This window comes from Paenibacillus alginolyticus DSM 5050 = NBRC 15375 (assembly GCF_000422905.1).
GTDB lineage: Bacteria > Bacillota > Bacilli > Paenibacillales > NBRC-103111 > Paenibacillus_E > Paenibacillus_E alginolyticus.
The window spans coordinates 1-15,629 of record NZ_AUGY01000136.1 but is presented as its reverse complement, the minus strand read 5'-3'; the positions used below and the strand labels follow the sequence as shown (position 1 = coordinate 15,629).

Annotated in this window: 15 protein-coding genes, 2 pseudogenes and 1 riboswitch; of the genes and pseudogenes, 16 read left to right on the top strand and 1 reads right to left on the bottom strand. The window is 41.2% G+C overall.

The features are described from left to right. From G519_RS51165 to G519_RS50830, 7 genes and pseudogenes are all read left to right on the top strand, one after another. Nucleotides 1–329: pseudogene (locus G519_RS51165) on the top strand (hypothetical protein); the annotation flags it as partial. 654 nt (nucleotides 330–983) lie between these two features. After that, a complete protein-coding gene (locus G519_RS0135150; RefSeq protein WP_029198585.1) occupies nucleotides 984–1,163 on the top strand; it encodes a hypothetical protein in 180 nt (59 codons plus the stop codon). A gap of 354 nt (nucleotides 1,164–1,517) precedes the next feature. Then, nucleotides 1,518–1,605, top strand: a riboswitch (cyclic di-GMP riboswitch). Nucleotides 1,606–1,638: 33 nt separating this feature from the next. Further along, nucleotides 1,639–2,547: a magnesium transporter MgtE N-terminal domain-containing protein gene (locus G519_RS50835; protein ID WP_029198584.1), complete on the top strand. Its 909-nt coding sequence runs from the start codon at nucleotides 1,639–1,641 to the stop codon at nucleotides 2,545–2,547. Between the two features lie 184 nt (nucleotides 2,548–2,731). Then, nucleotides 2,732–4,294 carry an IS66 family transposase gene (tnpC, locus tag G519_RS46145; protein ID WP_244280328.1) on the top strand — a complete coding sequence of 521 codons (1,563 nt, stop codon included), beginning with the start codon at nucleotides 2,732–2,734 and terminating at the stop codon, nucleotides 4,292–4,294. 1,190 nt (nucleotides 4,295–5,484) lie between these two features. Next, complete coding sequence (locus tag G519_RS0135130; RefSeq protein ID WP_029198583.1) at nucleotides 5,485–5,670, top strand: hypothetical protein; 186 nt, start codon at nucleotides 5,485–5,487, stop codon at nucleotides 5,668–5,670. Nucleotides 5,671–5,788: 118 nt separating this feature from the next. Beyond that, entirely contained in the window at nucleotides 5,789–6,010 is a 222-nt protein-coding gene (locus G519_RS0135125) for a hypothetical protein (protein WP_029198582.1), read from the top strand. Beyond that, nucleotides 5,994–6,233, top strand: coding sequence for a hypothetical protein (locus tag G519_RS50830; RefSeq protein ID WP_127528298.1), 240 nt, complete (start codon nucleotides 5,994–5,996; stop codon nucleotides 6,231–6,233). The genes G519_RS0135125 and G519_RS50830 overlap by 17 nt, the downstream gene beginning before the upstream one ends. A 254-nt stretch (nucleotides 6,234–6,487) precedes the next feature. Here G519_RS50830 and G519_RS50825 read toward each other — a convergent pair whose 3' ends face one another. Next, nucleotides 6,488–6,724 carry a hypothetical protein gene (locus G519_RS50825; protein ID WP_127528299.1) on the bottom strand — a complete coding sequence of 79 codons (237 nt, stop codon included), beginning with the start codon at nucleotides 6,722–6,724 and terminating at the stop codon, nucleotides 6,488–6,490. A 1,296-nt stretch (nucleotides 6,725–8,020) separates the two neighbouring features. Here G519_RS50825 and G519_RS46140 point away from each other — a divergent pair. The 9 genes and pseudogenes from G519_RS46140 to G519_RS46135 form a co-directional block, all read left to right on the top strand. Further along, complete coding sequence (locus tag G519_RS46140; RefSeq protein ID WP_244280327.1) at nucleotides 8,021–9,181, top strand: tyrosine-type recombinase/integrase; 1,161 nt, start codon at nucleotides 8,021–8,023, stop codon at nucleotides 9,179–9,181. Nucleotides 9,182–9,229: 48 nt separating this feature from the next. Continuing rightward, on the top strand, nucleotides 9,230–9,373 hold the full coding sequence (locus G519_RS52680; RefSeq protein WP_244280326.1) for a hypothetical protein: 144 nt from the start codon (nucleotides 9,230–9,232) through the stop codon (nucleotides 9,371–9,373). Then, complete coding sequence (locus G519_RS0135110) at nucleotides 9,373–11,163, top strand: site-specific integrase (protein WP_029198580.1); 1,791 nt, start codon at nucleotides 9,373–9,375, stop codon at nucleotides 11,161–11,163. The genes G519_RS52680 and G519_RS0135110 overlap by 1 nt, the downstream gene beginning before the upstream one ends. Continuing rightward, nucleotides 11,153–11,488, top strand: coding sequence for a hypothetical protein (locus G519_RS0135105; protein ID WP_029198579.1), 336 nt, complete (start codon nucleotides 11,153–11,155; stop codon nucleotides 11,486–11,488). Before G519_RS0135110 ends, G519_RS0135105 begins: the two co-directional genes overlap by 11 nt. Further along, nucleotides 11,454–11,933, top strand: a complete 480-nt coding sequence (locus G519_RS0135100; RefSeq protein WP_029198578.1) for a hypothetical protein — start codon at nucleotides 11,454–11,456, stop codon at nucleotides 11,931–11,933. The genes G519_RS0135105 and G519_RS0135100 overlap by 35 nt, the downstream gene beginning before the upstream one ends. Before the next feature lie 345 nt (nucleotides 11,934–12,278). Next, nucleotides 12,279–13,157 (top strand): class I SAM-dependent methyltransferase, encoded by an 879-nt coding sequence (locus G519_RS0135095; protein ID WP_029198577.1) that lies wholly within the window; start codon nucleotides 12,279–12,281, stop codon nucleotides 13,155–13,157. Nucleotides 13,158–13,201: 44 nt separating this feature from the next. Next, entirely contained in the window at nucleotides 13,202–13,645 is a 444-nt protein-coding gene (locus G519_RS0135090) for a GNAT family N-acetyltransferase (RefSeq protein ID WP_029198576.1), read from the top strand. A 242-nt stretch (nucleotides 13,646–13,887) separates the two neighbouring features. Beyond that, nucleotides 13,888–14,874, top strand: coding sequence for a phosphotransferase enzyme family protein (locus G519_RS0135085; RefSeq protein WP_029198575.1), 987 nt, complete (start codon nucleotides 13,888–13,890; stop codon nucleotides 14,872–14,874). Between the two features lie 571 nt (nucleotides 14,875–15,445). Next, nucleotides 15,446–15,629: pseudogene (locus G519_RS46135) on the top strand (IS110 family transposase); the annotation flags it as partial.

Genomic DNA, 15,629 nt, shown 5'->3' with positions numbered 1-15,629 from the left:
CCCATCCGCTGGAACGAGTGAAAGACGAACAAGCCCAACGTCGGATTCGCTTGACCCTTCAGGCTATGGAAGGATTCGTCATGTGCCAATGCATCGCTATGGGCCTCCTGCAACTGATTGCTTTGCGTTATTCCGGTCGTGTTCCCGCTCTGTTCTTTCGCTATTTGCGAACCCCATCCCATACAGTTGTTTCCGAGGCCACCGTTGCCGCATATTTGCGCAAGTCTATTTTTCGGATGTTTGCTCAAAACCCGCACTTATCCATAACCAAAATAATTCGTTCCAAGCAAGAAACGTCTGATTCTGACGCCAATTTGCTGACTTCTTAAGCGTTAGAACTTTTCACTGTCCAGATAGCATAATATTTTGTGAATTTCGCAAAAAAGACGTTATAAGAAATTGGCGCAAACACGAAATCAAAAAAAATTATACAAAGAACAAATGGATGGTGACCATCATCTTAAATAGAAGAATCAAGTTGATTGTATTAAATCACAAATTAAATGCTCTTGTATTATTAGTATCACTGTCCGTGGCGATATACTTGATCTTTTTTATAATGCCATATGCTGATAAGAACGGTTTTTTTTAATGAAAATGGAAAACCGAGTTATCAAGAAGTTATTAAATACAAGTCTTTATGTATTCCTGTTGTAACAGGTTATTTTCTGTTTGCAAGTATTTATTTACGCAAGACTACTTTTTTAAGGAGCCTTAATTATCCATTATTAATAGCAAATATTTATATTGGCTTTTGGTTAAGTTTATTAGCAATGGGAGGCGCAATATTATGGTTAATGATCCCAACAATTATCTTTCCAATTATCGTGCTACCAACCCAACAACGAAGAAAAAAATATTATAGCAAAATTTGAATTGAACTGATATCTGTGAAGTATTTCGATGAATATTATGTTTTATTGCAGCTATATACTATACTAGTAGAGTAGCGAGAGGCTATCAGTTCCCTAGGAGGTAGTTACATGGCAAACAATCAATTATGCAAATTATGCGGTCTACTTACTCCTGTAACGAACAACGGTGTTTGCGAATCTTGCACAGAAGAATACGCTATTATATATAATTTCATAAAAAATAAACCGACTGCAACCATTTTGGAGATATCAACTGCTACAAAAATTTCGTTGAAGAAAATTAATTAATTTGTTGAAAAAGGAAGGTTTATCCTAGTTCCCAAAGAAGATATACGGGGCGCGTAGGTACGCCTGGCTATTTGAACACATCCCGATTAATGGAGAACCAGATAAGCCGAGGAGAAGATGAATTTAGATCCAAAGTGCTCATGCAAGGACTAAGTAAGATCTAGGATGAGAGAAAAGAAGAAAGCTTAAGAAAGAAACGGAAGAGAACTAGACCAAAAACCACTCCGCATTGAGACTATATCAATCCCAATGCGGGATGCGGAAAGGGGCTTTTTGTCGACCGAATGACCATTTTTTCTCATTAAATCTTAATGTTGTCGTTATAAGATAGGAGCAAATCCGAATTGCATCATACTTCGACAATCGCAAACTTGCCGAAAGGCAGGGACGCAAAGCCACGGGCCTAAGTGAATCTCATTCATAGGGCCGCCAGGCTGCCGAAAGCCTCGTAATGAATGATTGGGGGAAAGTTGTGATGGGAAGAAATCTCAATGTGCAAGACGGGCAAGCCATTAGCGGTAAACAACGATTTGTTTATTTTATGTTGATCCCCGCGCTTTTCACTTCCATGCTACTAGGAATCTTTTATTTTCTCGTTCAATCCGGGAATAGCGATACGTTCGCATCCGCGATGATCAACGCCGGCCATAATGCTTTATCCTCCGGCAGTTCGCTCATGGGCAAGTTTATCCCTAAGAAAGCGTCGCCCACAAATAAGCCGGTCCCTCCAGCCAGCGGTCAAGACTCGGGTGCTAATCCCTCGCCGTCTGCGAGTAATCCTGGAACGGGGGCCACTCCTATTCCAAGCGAAACTGTCGTGACCACTTCTCAAGCCAATGGGGGAAACTCATCGCCTGCTCCGGCGAAAGACCCGTCTCACGATAGTGCCGCTTTCTTAAAAAGTGCTGCGGATATGGCTGCCCCGTTCAATAAAATGCCGGTCGCACAGGCCGGGAGTTTACTATCCAGCCTTCCATTAAAGGAACAGTTGACAGTCATGCTGGGGATGTCACAACCCCAAAGGGCCGCTCTTTTGGCTAAAATGCAAACAAAGGATGCCGCAAAGTTATTGCAGGTACTCGGTTCGGTTCCAGCGATCGTAACGGACGACAATCTACCCCAAATTACTGTGCAATTGGATAAAATAGACTCAGCGCAGAAGCCTATCGATACTCTCGTGAGTACATACAATCAGCTGCCCGCCGCCAATGCGGCCGCTTTAATTACCGAGCTTCTCAAGAGCGATCCGAACACAGCGGAGCTAATTGTGAAGAGGATGGACGAAGCGCCAAGAACGCAGCTGCTTTCCTCATTGAGTTCCGGGAAGCCGGGTTCGGATCAATTGAAAGTTGCCGTTTCCTTAGCGAAACAATTGGCAAAATAGGAATGGAAAACGAAAAAAACCTTACACAGTAGCCGCAATCAATAATCTGAATGTACAAACCTAAAGATTCCAGACTTGGGTGTCTAAATGAAAAAAGAAGGGTTTGCGGTAAACCGCCCCTTCTCGTCTTTGCTGTCTCAAGCATGCTGGAGTTAACAATTCATGATTTAGCCTTGCTCCCCTCATGAGGGGAGCCTATTTTTTACCCATAAATCGCATACATGCAGCAGCCTTCAAGCAAGGCGCGCGCCTATGTTCGCAGAAAACGGCTAAGCTTGAACAGCAGAATGCCGAGCTGACGGCTAAGATTAGCTGGTACGAAGAGCAGTTTCGTCTTGCTCAGCAAAAGCGCTTCGGTGCCTCAAGCGAGAAAACGGATTCAGATCAAATCGCGATGGACTTATTCAATGAAGCCGAAGTCCTTTCCACGCCTGCCTCCGAAGAGCCAACTGTCGAGATCGTAACCTACAGTCGCAAGAAGTCTGTCGGTAGTCGCGAGGCTATGCTGGATCACTTTCCTGTGGAAACAATTAGCTATACGCTGCCAGAGGCAGAGCAAATTTGTACGTGTTGCGGCGGCGCGCTTCATGAAATGAGTACGGAGACGCGAAATGAAATCACAGTTATTCCCGCAGAAGTTAAAATTGTGCGGCATGTTCGGCAAGTGTATGCTTGCAGGCATTGTGAACGTGAAGAAATTCGTACGCCCATCGTAACGGCACCTATGCCAAAACCTGTTTATCCTGGAAGTCTCGCTTCTGCCTCCATCATCGCGTATGTCATGAGTCAGAAATATGTGGACAGTCAGCCTCTGTACCGACAAGAGCAGCAGTTTGCACGCCTTGGTCTTACGATCTCACGGCAGACGCTGGCAAACTGGATGATCTACGGCGCGGACCAGTGGCTAACTCTGCTCACGGATCGTATGCACGAGCATCTGCTCAGCCAAGACATCTTGCATGCGGATGAAACGACACTTCAAGTACTACGCGAACCTGGTAAGTCCGCAGAAGCACAGTCGTATCTGTGGCTGTACCGAACAGGCCGCATCGGTCCACCGATCGTGCTGTACGACTACCGCCCAACACGCGGTGGCGAGCATCCTCGGAACTTTCTAATTGGATTTGCAGGCTATCTTCATGTAGACGGTTACGCCGGTTATCACAAAGTGAAGGATGTAACGCTCATCGGATGTTGGGCTCATGCACGCAGAAAATTCGATGAAGCGCTGAAAGCATTGCCTCCTTCAGACAAGCCCGAAACGGTTGCTCACCAGGGACTCCAGTTTTGTAATCAGCTATTTGCTATTGAGCGAGAGCTGAAGGATGTCACATCGGAAGAACGTTATATTATTCGAATGGAGCGCAGTCTCCCTATTTTGAATGCTTATTCGGCATGGCTGCGTCAGCAGCGATCCCGCACGTTGCCGAAGAGTGCACTTGGACAAGCGATTACTTACAGTCTAAACCAATGGGATAAGCTGACGGCGTACCTGAAAGATGGGCGTCTGGAGATTGACAACAATCGCAGCGAACGTGCAATTAAACCATTTGTCATCGGGCGGAAAAACTGGCTATTTGCGAATACGCCTCGCGGCGCAAGGGCAAGTAGCATAATTTACAGTGTGATCGAGACAGCGAAAGAGAACGGACTGAATCCCTTTAAGTACTTGATGTACCTGTTTGAGCAGCTACCACAGCTTCCCGATCCTAAAGATTCGGAAGTGCTGGACGGCTTGCTCCCGTGACTTGTCGCGTGTTTAAATCTGAATAAAAATATAGAACAGCCCTCAACTTGAAGACAAGGTGGGGGCTGTTTGACGCTTACTCTGATAGCCCACAAGTCAAGGATGGGTCTGCTATGGTAACGGAGGAAAAAGTGGTCATGATGCTCCTAGTTCAGTTGGAGTATCAAAACCAAGTAACGCTACTAGCAACAATAATATCGCTAGCGGTAGTAATGAAAAGAAGCCAATAAATTCGGGCAAAACATATGATATCTTTGTAGCAAGTTATTCTTTACCAGATTATGCCCCAGATGAGATATTTCAAATTAATCATGGTCAAACCGCCAGTGTAATAACGCAGCAGACTATAAAGATGCAATTTATGTTACCAACGGATAGCGGAGATACTTACAAGTTAAACGGAAAAGAAATAAAGCCATCAGTTGTTCCTAGTAAAATTAAAGATGTTACTTGGGTTCAATTCAATGCAGTAGACGGTGAGAACATTATAACCGTGGATTATAAGAATTCCACCAGTTACTCTACCAGTCGCTATACGTTTCAAGTCTACTCCAACGAATGTTTTAGAAACAGATGTGTGCTTTAATGATTTTACAGTCTACATATTAGTTAGATAAGCGTTCCTCGACTCCGATTGGGTCAGGTAAAATGATTTAGTATTCTGCAGCTGCCGTGAAAACCGGGAGCTTTTTATTTTGCAAGGAGTGGTTAATCGGTATCAACCGCTACACCAATTTTTCCGCAGCCCTATGCAGCAGGGGTAGACGCTCGAGATTTCCCAACTTCATGAGTATCACCGAGAGAAAATAAATTAAGTACAAGGTGAAGTCCATACAACAATCGAAGGTTAATCCTAATAATTAAAGTACTTAGCTACATATCAACTCAACTACAGGAGGTTTTATCATAGAGAACAGTCTACGTCATGGTCTTAGATTCATTTGGGTATACGCTCTCCGAAGAGAGAATCTTGTTGCGTACTGTGAATGGCATTTTATAGAATTATTGTTTAGAAAACGATGTAGCATGAAGCTTCTCCGCGATCAGGGGTAGGATCACGCAGCATGAAGGTTACACTTTTATTACATACTTCAATCACATATGTCGAATCACATAGTTCCAATTACTTATGCAAATGCTTCCAATTCAGTATAATGGGCTTAATACTTATCCCAAGGGAGCTGAACCGAATGAAAGCATCTCAGGACTTTATCAAGCAATTGGAGTTATTGTATGAGCAGTATGAGAAAGAAGTAACGGAGCAACTGAAAACAGGTATCCTAAAGGAAAAAACCGCAAAGACTTATCTAACCCATTCAACCAACTTTGTCAGATGGTGCCGAAATGATTTTGTGCCAGGAGGCAGAAACAAGTAATGCAACCACGTTTAGCCGCGTTGGGCTAACAGCTTGTTGTTAGCTGTTCATTTGTCAAGTACAAACCAAGTAACTGTATGTTATGATATGGAAAAATACGACATATGGGGGTTTTGAAATGTCTGTTCCTGACAAGAAAATCGTCGTTAACAAGATAACTCAAAAGTACGGCTGTTCCCTTTCAACAATTAACAGGAAGCAAATCATGTTTCAAGGAGTGAGTAGTGGAAAGCGGATCGTTGTCTGCACACCATCATCCAAGCTTCACCCGAACGATAAAGGGTGGTTCGATCTCACAATAAAACAGGTCGAGCTTTTGGACGATGCCAACAATAGATGATTCACAAACAATTGAATATTATCAACTTCAACAAGGGCGAGACACAATTAGATTCACGGATTACAAATGTCCAAATTGTGCTGTCCGCAGTAAGAGAAAAATAAATCGTATGGAGTCGTTTACACCAATGAAAGTTGCAATGAATGTTTTTGATAACCCAAGCAAAGAAAATAAGCAACTCCAACAACAAATTGATCGTTATGTGTCAAAACTTAGATTTTAAAGGGGGTCGTCGTCAATAAATTGACGGCTTTTTTTTGTGCGAATGGCGGCGAACGATATATGTTCTTGTCAGGTGACAAACAAAAAAAGAGGGATTCTACGCTAGAAACAAATTTTACTTCACAGAATAACGGTTCTATGAAGCATGCCCTCGTTAAGTAAAGCACATGATCTTATGGAAATTTCCTTTTTAAATTTTCCTTATAGTTGAGGCACCGCGAAGGAAGGGCTTATGTGTTGTTGAGCGGGCTTATATTACATTGTTAATACTGGGGATAAAATAGTACCATTTCCACCAACTATAGTAGCAAGATTGTTTCCACAACCATCACAATATAAATGTGTGATCTTGTATGGCTGTTCAGTTGTACAGACTACTGCAAACCCGGTAAGAGACTCACAAATAGTACATTCAGTGACAAAAAAATTTGTTATTGCATTAGGTATACTTTTTGGAGATAAAGTTTTTATATTATACCACGTAATTCTCATGCTCACCCTCCAGAGGACAAAAGATACGGAAAAAACCAAATAATGTATTGCTCAAATTGATTGTCTCATTCCATATGGAAAGTTCGCTAGATATATTGATAGGATATAAATCAACAAAACATCTGCGCATTTCATGACGCAGATCCGTAAGGTAAATGCTTTCCTTAGACGGGATCTGCGGGCAACGCTAATTAGGGGGGATGACCATCCGGTGTTGTCGTTTGTCCTACAATTCCCGGATCACTTGGCCCCGTAGGACATCAGACCCAGCGCATTGAGCATTGCCGGCAGCACGTGTGATCCGTTCCTCCGGCCATAGTTGTCGGCGTGCCGATCGAATGTGGCGAACCAACATTTTGATGAAAAGCTGGAGTGTCAGTTGCAGTCTGTTGACTGAGAATTAGCCCGATGAAAGTGAGCGCATAAAGATCAGGGTTCCAGGCTTTGAATAAAACACCAATATCGACCATCCGCCAAAACGAACCCGTAGGTATAACGAGGAGGAACCGTTACAAAGGACGTTGCTGATGATCACTCTAGGGTCATTTATTCATCCTTCCTCTTAAGAAGTTATTGAGTTATAACATATGTTGCAAACCCGAGAGCCACGAAAGTAACGAGCATTATGAGCTTTAAACCAAAATCGGCCTTATTGTCCAGTTTATAGAGTCTATGTAACACTTTAACTCTATCTTTCTCGGATAGCATAGGATTTGAAAGCTCAATTTCAAGTTGAGATCGTTTTAATAGATCGGGCATATGGAGCACCTCACCAATTATCTATAGTTATCTTAATTATACCAGATGTTGTTAAAGTGTGGCGAATGAAACAAGGCTTATTATCAGGTCAGACAAAAACTCAATAGATGCGGAGGCATGATGTTTATCTCTGCAGCCGGCCAATCACACTGAGGGTGAATATTCAGAAGAACCAGGTTATTGAGCTTGCAACTGCTCGAGCAACTGCAACTGCGCTTATCGCACCGCGGGTTGATTATCCGGATTAGAATTAACTTTTAACTTAATTGCTTCGTATATGAAGATAAGGGAAAGGAGAGATATAATACGCATCAAGTTCATGTCAACCGACGAAGGTCGACGACGAGCAAACATCAATTTAATGCTTTACCGCTTTACTGTAACATATGTATAAAATACAATGTAATACTAAATGCTAAGTTCTATTGACGAACCTATGAATCTACTGTATTTTCTTATAGTGTTACACACCATATTTGGACATCCGTTTTGAGAAATGGAATAGTCTATTTTTTTGTGAATAAATAGGAGGAGAAAATGGCTTCTTTCTTTCATATTTACTGTCCTGAGGGAGTTGAGAGTAAGTATCGCCTGATTGTATTTGATGATGCAAAAGAGGCGTTCATTCCTTTGACAGATTTCTATCATGATCAGATTAAAAGGATTAATGAGAGTTCTGTAATTTCATATTTAAATAACTTGGAACCTTTCTTTTATTGGCTTAAATATAAAAGTCACTACAAGAGTCGGACTGTCTGGTGGAATGACGAACCAGAAGCCGTTAAGGAAGCCGTGCGGCAGTATTTGCTAAACCAAATGCATTGTAAGATCCGGGGTAGAGACGCTCATGAAGGCGTCTACTTAACCAGTAAAAGTTCCAAAATGGTACAGCTCTTCTTATCAGCCATAAAAGGTTTTTACAAGGTTATGGTTCGCTTAAAGAGATATCGACACGCCAATCCACTTATAGATTTGGAGTTCAAGGACACTCTAAGTGATCTCCCTGGAGAAAGAGAAGGAAGACCTAGAATGCCTAAGGCAGCTGGGACAGAGGAACCTCTCTCTTTTAGAAAGATAACGGATTCTTACTTTAAGATCATCAATGAAGAATGGGTTCCAGAGATCATCGGTGATTGGGACCTGCCATATCGCATATATCAGGCTGGCGAAGCTTATAAATGGAGGTTACGTGATGAAGTGATTTCCCGGTTCTTATTTGAAACAGGAGCAAGAATATCTGAAGTATTGGAACTGACTGTAGGTGACTACCGAAAGCGATCTGATATTCATGAATTAGCTGCTACCAATAAAGGCAGCTTTAAACGACGAATCAAATTCATTCGTATTTCTCCGGAAACATTGAAATTATTGATCAAATACGTGAACTCAGAGCGACGTCTATTTGCCCAGACGCAAGTGAAATTCAACGACCTGCCTGATACTGAACCGCTATTTTTATCGATAAGAGGTACTCCTTACACATACTCAGCGTTCTATTCAAACTGGGCTACGATTACAAAGCACGCCGGAGTTAAACTAAACCCGCATAAAGCAAGACACTGGTTTGTTACCTCTATGCTTCGTGGTATCTATGAACAATCGGAGACGGCTGCACAAATCGAAGATAAAAAGAAACAGCTTATTGAGTATATGAAATGGCGAGACCCAGACACCTTAAATGTGTATGAGCATTATTAAGATGAGGAGAAGTTCAGAGATTTACATGAAAAGCTTCAGGAGAGCTATATGATACGAGAAAAGGAATACTTCAAATCAGCCAAGACACGCTCACAGATCGCAAAACCAGCACTTCAGACGGAAATTGATCTGCTGAGCTCCGAAGGCAAGCAAGACTGGTTAAATGAGTTTTATGAAGGGATGGAACAGTAGTGTTGACAGCCATGAATTTACTAGAAGAAATAAAAGACAAACCCTGGGGAGCCCTACTTTATGGTCATTTACCGGAGGACCTGTTGTTGCTTATGGATCCGAATGGAGAATATTACTGGGAAAAAGTCGAGGGAAAAAACATCAAGTATTTTGTTCGTCAATGCGCTGGACAACCGTGGGCAAATCACTTTGCCTTAGCGCTGATGTGCCTATCTGACCGCAATTTGACGCCGCAATCTATCATGAATATTACAAGTGTATTGAATGCACGATTCCGAGATTTATTCAGCCATTTTAAGCTTTCGGCCATGGTCGAATTGTTACCAACTCATGTGGAACAGTATGTAACAGGACAAATTCTTTCAAATCATTCTGATCGACAACGGCAATCGATATTAACCGGCTACAACACCTTTATGTTTAACCTGAAAAAGTGGTTGGGTACGAAATTCAGTGATGAAAAGCAGGCTGAACTTTCCGCGTATATGCTACCTAGTCTACCTTACGACAATCGAGATTTTAGCGCACGCACAAGGGCCATTACTAACGCAAAAACCAAGCGGAAAGAAGACACTTCGGCCGTTACGCCCTTATTGCCTGAAATTAGGGCTGAGGCACATTTGAGATGGAATCAGATTAGCCGGCTACGTGAAGCCTTTCGAACAGCAATTGCAGACGTTAGAGAGCAACGTATACCGCTACCAATAGAATTTCATTATGATGAGTCCGAATATGTCGGGGAACGATGGTATTTCATTCTCAGAGACCTGAAAGGTTTCGGACAGTTTCAAGGCGAGAAGAAGAGTTACAGGGAGTTCAGTGATGACGACTGCGTTCTTGAATTCGTTAAAGCTGAAAAGTTGGAGGACGGGTCGGAAGGGGAAGGACCATGGTTCTTAGATCTTCTAAAGCTTAAGTTGCTCGGACATTGGGCAACGGACTATATCTCAGACGAACATCGGGAAAAAGCCGTGAATTATCTCAATCATTGGGGTTATGAGATAGAAGACGGAGGCAAAAATGCACCTTTCTTGCCTCGTAATCCTGGTTTATTAATTCAGGGATTTGAGACCACTCGAACCGCAAGGATAACGAACAAGCTCTTAATTAACATAGAGCCCATTTACGTAGCATGTATGTTCGCCAAGTTCGCACTGGATATTATTACATCCTCTGGTGCCAGAATGAATGAGTTGCTGCAGATCAGTTATGATAAAGACTGCTGTGTGGTGACAGTTGATAAGAGCGTTAGTCCACCTAGAAAGAACTATATCTTCCGTTTAATCCCAAAAGGAAGAGAAGAACCTGAGAACTATTATATGCCAGAAGAAGTCTTTAAGTTTATGACCGAAATTTTGAAGATGCTTAAAGAGTCCTATAAATCCGATACAATACCTGAAGTTCAGTATGATGTAGAAAGCAGAAAACATTTGATGTCACAGAAAAGGTATATTTTTCAGTACCAGTCCAGACATATCAACGTATTTTCAATTAATGCAATCATTCGCTTTCTTCTACATGGTATGGTTATTCAGTCTGCAGAAGGCAGTCAAGTTATCTTAAAGGCTCATCTTCTAAGGCATGCATTTGCCACTCATGCAGTTCAAACCGAGAAGATACCGGTTGATATTGTGAAGACGTTGCTTCACCAAAAGGATATAGAAGCAACTTCTTACTATTCAGCTCCAACTGCACAACAAGTCTCGGAATCTATGAACTCACTTCATGAAAACTGGATCTCATATATCGACATTCAAAAAGGTATTCTTAGAGGGCCTGATGAGCTTTGAAGATTATCGTGAGAAGGTAGGTACTTTGTCTAAAGTTGTTGGAGGTATATGTACGATTGACTCTATTTGCCCAACAAAAATGGCTTGTGTTGGTTGTGGCGCGAAGGTGCCTAGACCAGAGTTTAAAGATGAAATCGAATCTTTTTATAATTGGGCCGATGAAAGTGAAAAGCGGTTTGAAAAACTTAGTTTGCCTATTGAAGCAAAAAAGATGAAGATTGTAAAGAATCGAGCTAAAATCGAGTTGAAGGAAATTCAATTGATAGAAAAAACACAAAAGGATGAGTTGCATGTTTCAAAAATCCGTATCTCCTCAAACAAATGAACGAGAATGGCTTCAGTCATTGTACGATGAAAAGAAGAAGCGTTCATTTGAACTTGGGGTGAAGGCGATTGACTTACTAGTCAAAGAAGGTTCTTCTGTTTCGTATCGCACTGTCTCAGATAAATCGAAAAAAATCGACGCTGAAGGAATCGGCATCCATCCAAACACTATTCGTAAGAATAAAGAGCTGCACGCATACTTTTCAAAACACATATCAGCAAAGCTGCTTTATAAGCCGCGTAAGAGCTCTCGGGTTCCCATTGCAAGTGATCTGGATTCGTTTAAGCAAATAAAGCAGGATAGGGACATAACTCGCGTCAAACAACGGTATATGCAACTAACAAAGAACGAATTAGTTAACCAATTGATTCAAATGGAACAATACATTGCTAATCAAAATCAGCACTGGTTGAAAAATCAATTCGAAAGCTTCAAGAGCGAATAGCACTGGGATGCGCATAATAATTACAGCTAATGTTCAAAGAAAATAAAGCAACCTGGGGATGGTTTTAAGCTAACTGGTAGTTTAGTTCGATGTTCCTCCTATTATTGGTAGTTTAATGCAAATAAACCGGCACTCAATTGTGCCGGTTTGGACAACCCTAAAAATGCCATGGATAAATACTACTATACAAAAAAAATCAACATAAGTCTATTGTTTTTTTTGGAATATATTGTATTGTAGTTATGCGACCGCGGCGCAAAATATAAATGATATGGATCGTTTAAGCCACAAAAGTGGTGTGTTATGATTATTAGATTTAATTTTGCGCTGAATGGGGTTATTCAAATGGACGGTTACTATTGGGACAGCAAATTTAATTATTTAAGCAAGACTAGATGGTTGTATTACAATGATGATTATTTAAATTTCCTACTAACTAACGTTTGGAAAATCACATCCCCTGTCCGAATCATCGATTTTGGGTGTGGATACGGATATTTAGGAACCAAACTATTGCCGTTGCTCCCTGAAGGATCCACTTATACAGGTGTTGACGCTGGTGGCAAGTTAATTGAACACGCAAAGGAGATATTTCAACAAGCTCCTTTCAAAACTGAATTTATCCTCGGTGATATTCAAGAAATGGATTTTAATCAGCAGTATGACATCGTAGTTTGCCACGCCTTCTTACTGCATGTTGAAAACCCGAGGGAGATTCTTCAAAAGATGACAGATTGTTTGGTGGATCGAGGCAGGATTATTTGCTTTGAAACACACTGGATCTCAAATATGGCAAGCTATTATCTAGACGGGATCTATCCATCAGATATGGTACAATTAGGATTTCTTCAAGAGTTATTTGAAAGAGATACGCAACGAAGTGGGAAAGATGGTAATGTAGGTATAAAAGTGCCTATTTATTTAAGTCGACTTGGAGTCAGGCAAATCGAGTGCCGAGTCAGCGACAGGGTAAATTTTTTAGATCCCAATTGTGCCGCTGAAAAGAACAATGAACTATATAACTCTCTTAAGGAAGATGGCTTCGGTGCGGATCCCGGGGAAGAAAAGTTGTTCATTACAAATTTGTTGAATCGAGGGGCTACTTTTGATGAAGCTCAGAAAGAATTTATGCTGGAATCTTTCTTGTCAAAAGTTTTCAGTAAGGATGTATTCCTCACTTACTCCCCAAATATGAAGATTACTACCGGGATTATTGAACGATAGTATTAACCACTGATTGCGAATATTTTTATTAACGGGGGTAGAGGATGGAAACTAAAATCCGGGAAATCGCAGCAGATGATTATAATGAAGTTGTTGTCTTATGGAATGATGTACTTGGAGTGCGCACGGTCACAGATGAGAACTTTCAAGTATCTATGGAACAGATGACCAAAGCCGGCAATTACAAAACGTTTGTAGCACTACTTGAGAATCATATTGTTGGTTTCATATCAATCGTTCATGGATTAGCAGTAGGGTCTCCGAATGGTTATCTCCATATAACCGGCCTTGCTGTTAAAAAAGATTTTCAGCGTCATAGGGTAGGCACTGAACTGTTACGATACACTGAAAATTATGCAAAAAACAGAGGTATACCCAGTATTATTCTATGTACCGGAATGAAGCGAACAGTTGCTCATGCTTTCTATGAGCATAATGGCTATGACAAAGATTCATTCTGCTTTGATAAGACTATTAAACTTAACTAGTAAATATCTATCCATAGCCATTTTTACGTTAAGCTGTTGGAGAACTATAGCGTGGCGATGGAACCGATCCATCGCCTGTTTTCTTTTCTGGGCGATCAGCTCAACTATAGTTCAGTATAGCTCTCAGTAAGTAATAAACCGCCAAACTGCGAGTTTTAAATATTGTAAACCCTTTCCTTACAAAAGCGTTAAATAATGTATTGTATCTCGTTGATTCATATTGTGGTGGGAGAGTGAACAAGGTGAATTACGAATGTTTAGCCCGAAAAGTGCTCGAGAGCTACTCGTTTATAGATCCAGTATTTGAGTTCTTGAGGCACAACGAAAATATAACATATAAAGTAACCGACCGTGGCAATAACTGCTCCTTCTTACTGCGGATCCATACGTCCGTTACAGAAGGGTTTTACGGCATTCAACATACGCTGGATGGGTTGGAATCCGAGACGGTACTGCTGCAGGAGTTGGGGCTCAATGGAGTGTTGAGGGTACAAATGCCTGTTGCGAATAGATTCGGGAAGTATGTAACGGGATGTCGCCTGGAGAATATGGACGCGGATATTTATGCAACGCTGCTCGAGTGGATTGATGGGGATACTTTTACTCATAATGAAGAGAATTTGGATGAAATCGTGTACGCAATTGGAGTCACGCTTGCACGATTTCATCTCTTCACTCGAGCTAGTGCGGCCTTAAAGAAATTAAATAGACCAGTATACGGAGTGGAAAAAATCGATAATACGCTTGAGAAACTTAGGCATGGTGTTGAAGTAGACATTTATAGTATGGAACATTACGGGATCATGATCGAAGTGCTGACACAGGTGAAGGGAATAATGAGGGAACTGGACTCTCACGATGGAGCTTGGGGGTTGATCCATACAGATATTCAGCGGGGTAATATCATCATCACTGATAACTGTGAGCCTTGTTTTATCGATTTTTGCCTATGCGGCTATGGTCATTACTTATTCGATATCGGCAGCGCATCTACGATTATGGAAAGCAAACAGCGGGATATATTTCTGAAGGGCTACACCTCACAAGCCCCATTTTCCAAGGATAGCTTAAGATACGTTGAAGGGCTAATTCTTATGAGTATATTCCTGTGCTATGCGTTTTTTATACGTGATTCGGTCAGAAATGGTTGGATTAAAGATCACGTAGAAAGAAAAGTAGAAATGTGGAAAGAGTGGCTGACAGGAAAAGAAATTTACTATTTATTATAGGCAGAGGATAGAAGTTGACATATACGATAGAGTGAATATTTTCATTGAGCGCTGTTGTTTCGGCAGCGTATTCCGCTAAACGTGAACTATTAGTTGAGGGAGGGGCTTGCTTCGTGAAGCAGCTCCTTTTTGTTTATTTTTATTAAAGAAACGTATGATTAATAGTGGAAGGAATTATTCAAAACGACGTCGAAAACTTCTTATAAATTTTTTGCAGAAAAGAAATGCTATATGGTGTATGATGTCGGGTGACAAGAACATATAAGCTTAAAAGTCGCGTAGTTGCGGCTTTTTTTATTTTAACGATATATGTTCTTGTCAAAAAGCAATGACAAGAACATATATCGTTTGCCGAATGATGACAAGAACTTGTATTGTTATACGTAACTGAAAACCTTTCTCAACAACTGATTAAATTAGATGAATTTAAAACACAAGCTGGAAAGGGGCAACGACTGAGCTAAACATTCCTGTAAGGCCTAAGATTTGGGCTTTGTTAAAAAAGGAGCACCTCGGTATGATGGATTTGTCGAAGGGTTTTAACCCAATACATCAAGGAGGCGCTCTTACTATGAAGTTTAAACAAACAGACGGACAAAATCAACGCATTGAACGAATTTCTACATCTCATCTTGTTGTGGGTATAGATATCGCCAAAGAGACTCATGTAGCACAAGCAACTAATTTTCGCGGTATCGTACTTAGTAAGCGACATCTTACATTCTCAAATACAATTGAAGGATTCGAAAAATTAG

Coding starts and splice junctions, on each gene's coding strand:
- G519_RS0135150 (WP_029198585.1), top strand. CDS start 984: ATGGCAAACAATCAATTATGCAAATTATGCGGTCTACTTACTCCTGTA.
- G519_RS50835 (WP_029198584.1), top strand. CDS start 1,639: ATGGGAAGAAATCTCAATGTGCAAGACGGGCAAGCCATTAGCGGTAAA.
- tnpC (WP_244280328.1), top strand. CDS start 2,732: ATGAGGGGAGCCTATTTTTTACCCATAAATCGCATACATGCAGCAGCC.
- G519_RS0135130 (WP_029198583.1), top strand. CDS start 5,485: ATGAAAGCATCTCAGGACTTTATCAAGCAATTGGAGTTATTGTATGAG.
- G519_RS0135125 (WP_029198582.1), top strand. CDS start 5,789: ATGTCTGTTCCTGACAAGAAAATCGTCGTTAACAAGATAACTCAAAAG.
- G519_RS50830 (WP_127528298.1), top strand. CDS start 5,994: ATGCCAACAATAGATGATTCACAAACAATTGAATATTATCAACTTCAA.
- G519_RS50825 (WP_127528299.1), bottom strand. CDS start 6,724: ATGAGAATTACGTGGTATAATATAAAAACTTTATCTCCAAAAAGTATA.
- G519_RS46140 (WP_244280327.1), top strand. CDS start 8,021: ATGGCTTCTTTCTTTCATATTTACTGTCCTGAGGGAGTTGAGAGTAAG.
- G519_RS52680 (WP_244280326.1), top strand. CDS start 9,230: ATGATACGAGAAAAGGAATACTTCAAATCAGCCAAGACACGCTCACAG.
- G519_RS0135105 (WP_029198579.1), top strand. CDS start 11,153: ATGAGCTTTGAAGATTATCGTGAGAAGGTAGGTACTTTGTCTAAAGTT.
- G519_RS0135100 (WP_029198578.1), top strand. CDS start 11,454: ATGTTTCAAAAATCCGTATCTCCTCAAACAAATGAACGAGAATGGCTT.
- G519_RS0135095 (WP_029198577.1), top strand. CDS start 12,279: ATGGACGGTTACTATTGGGACAGCAAATTTAATTATTTAAGCAAGACT.
- G519_RS0135090 (WP_029198576.1), top strand. CDS start 13,202: ATGGAAACTAAAATCCGGGAAATCGCAGCAGATGATTATAATGAAGTT.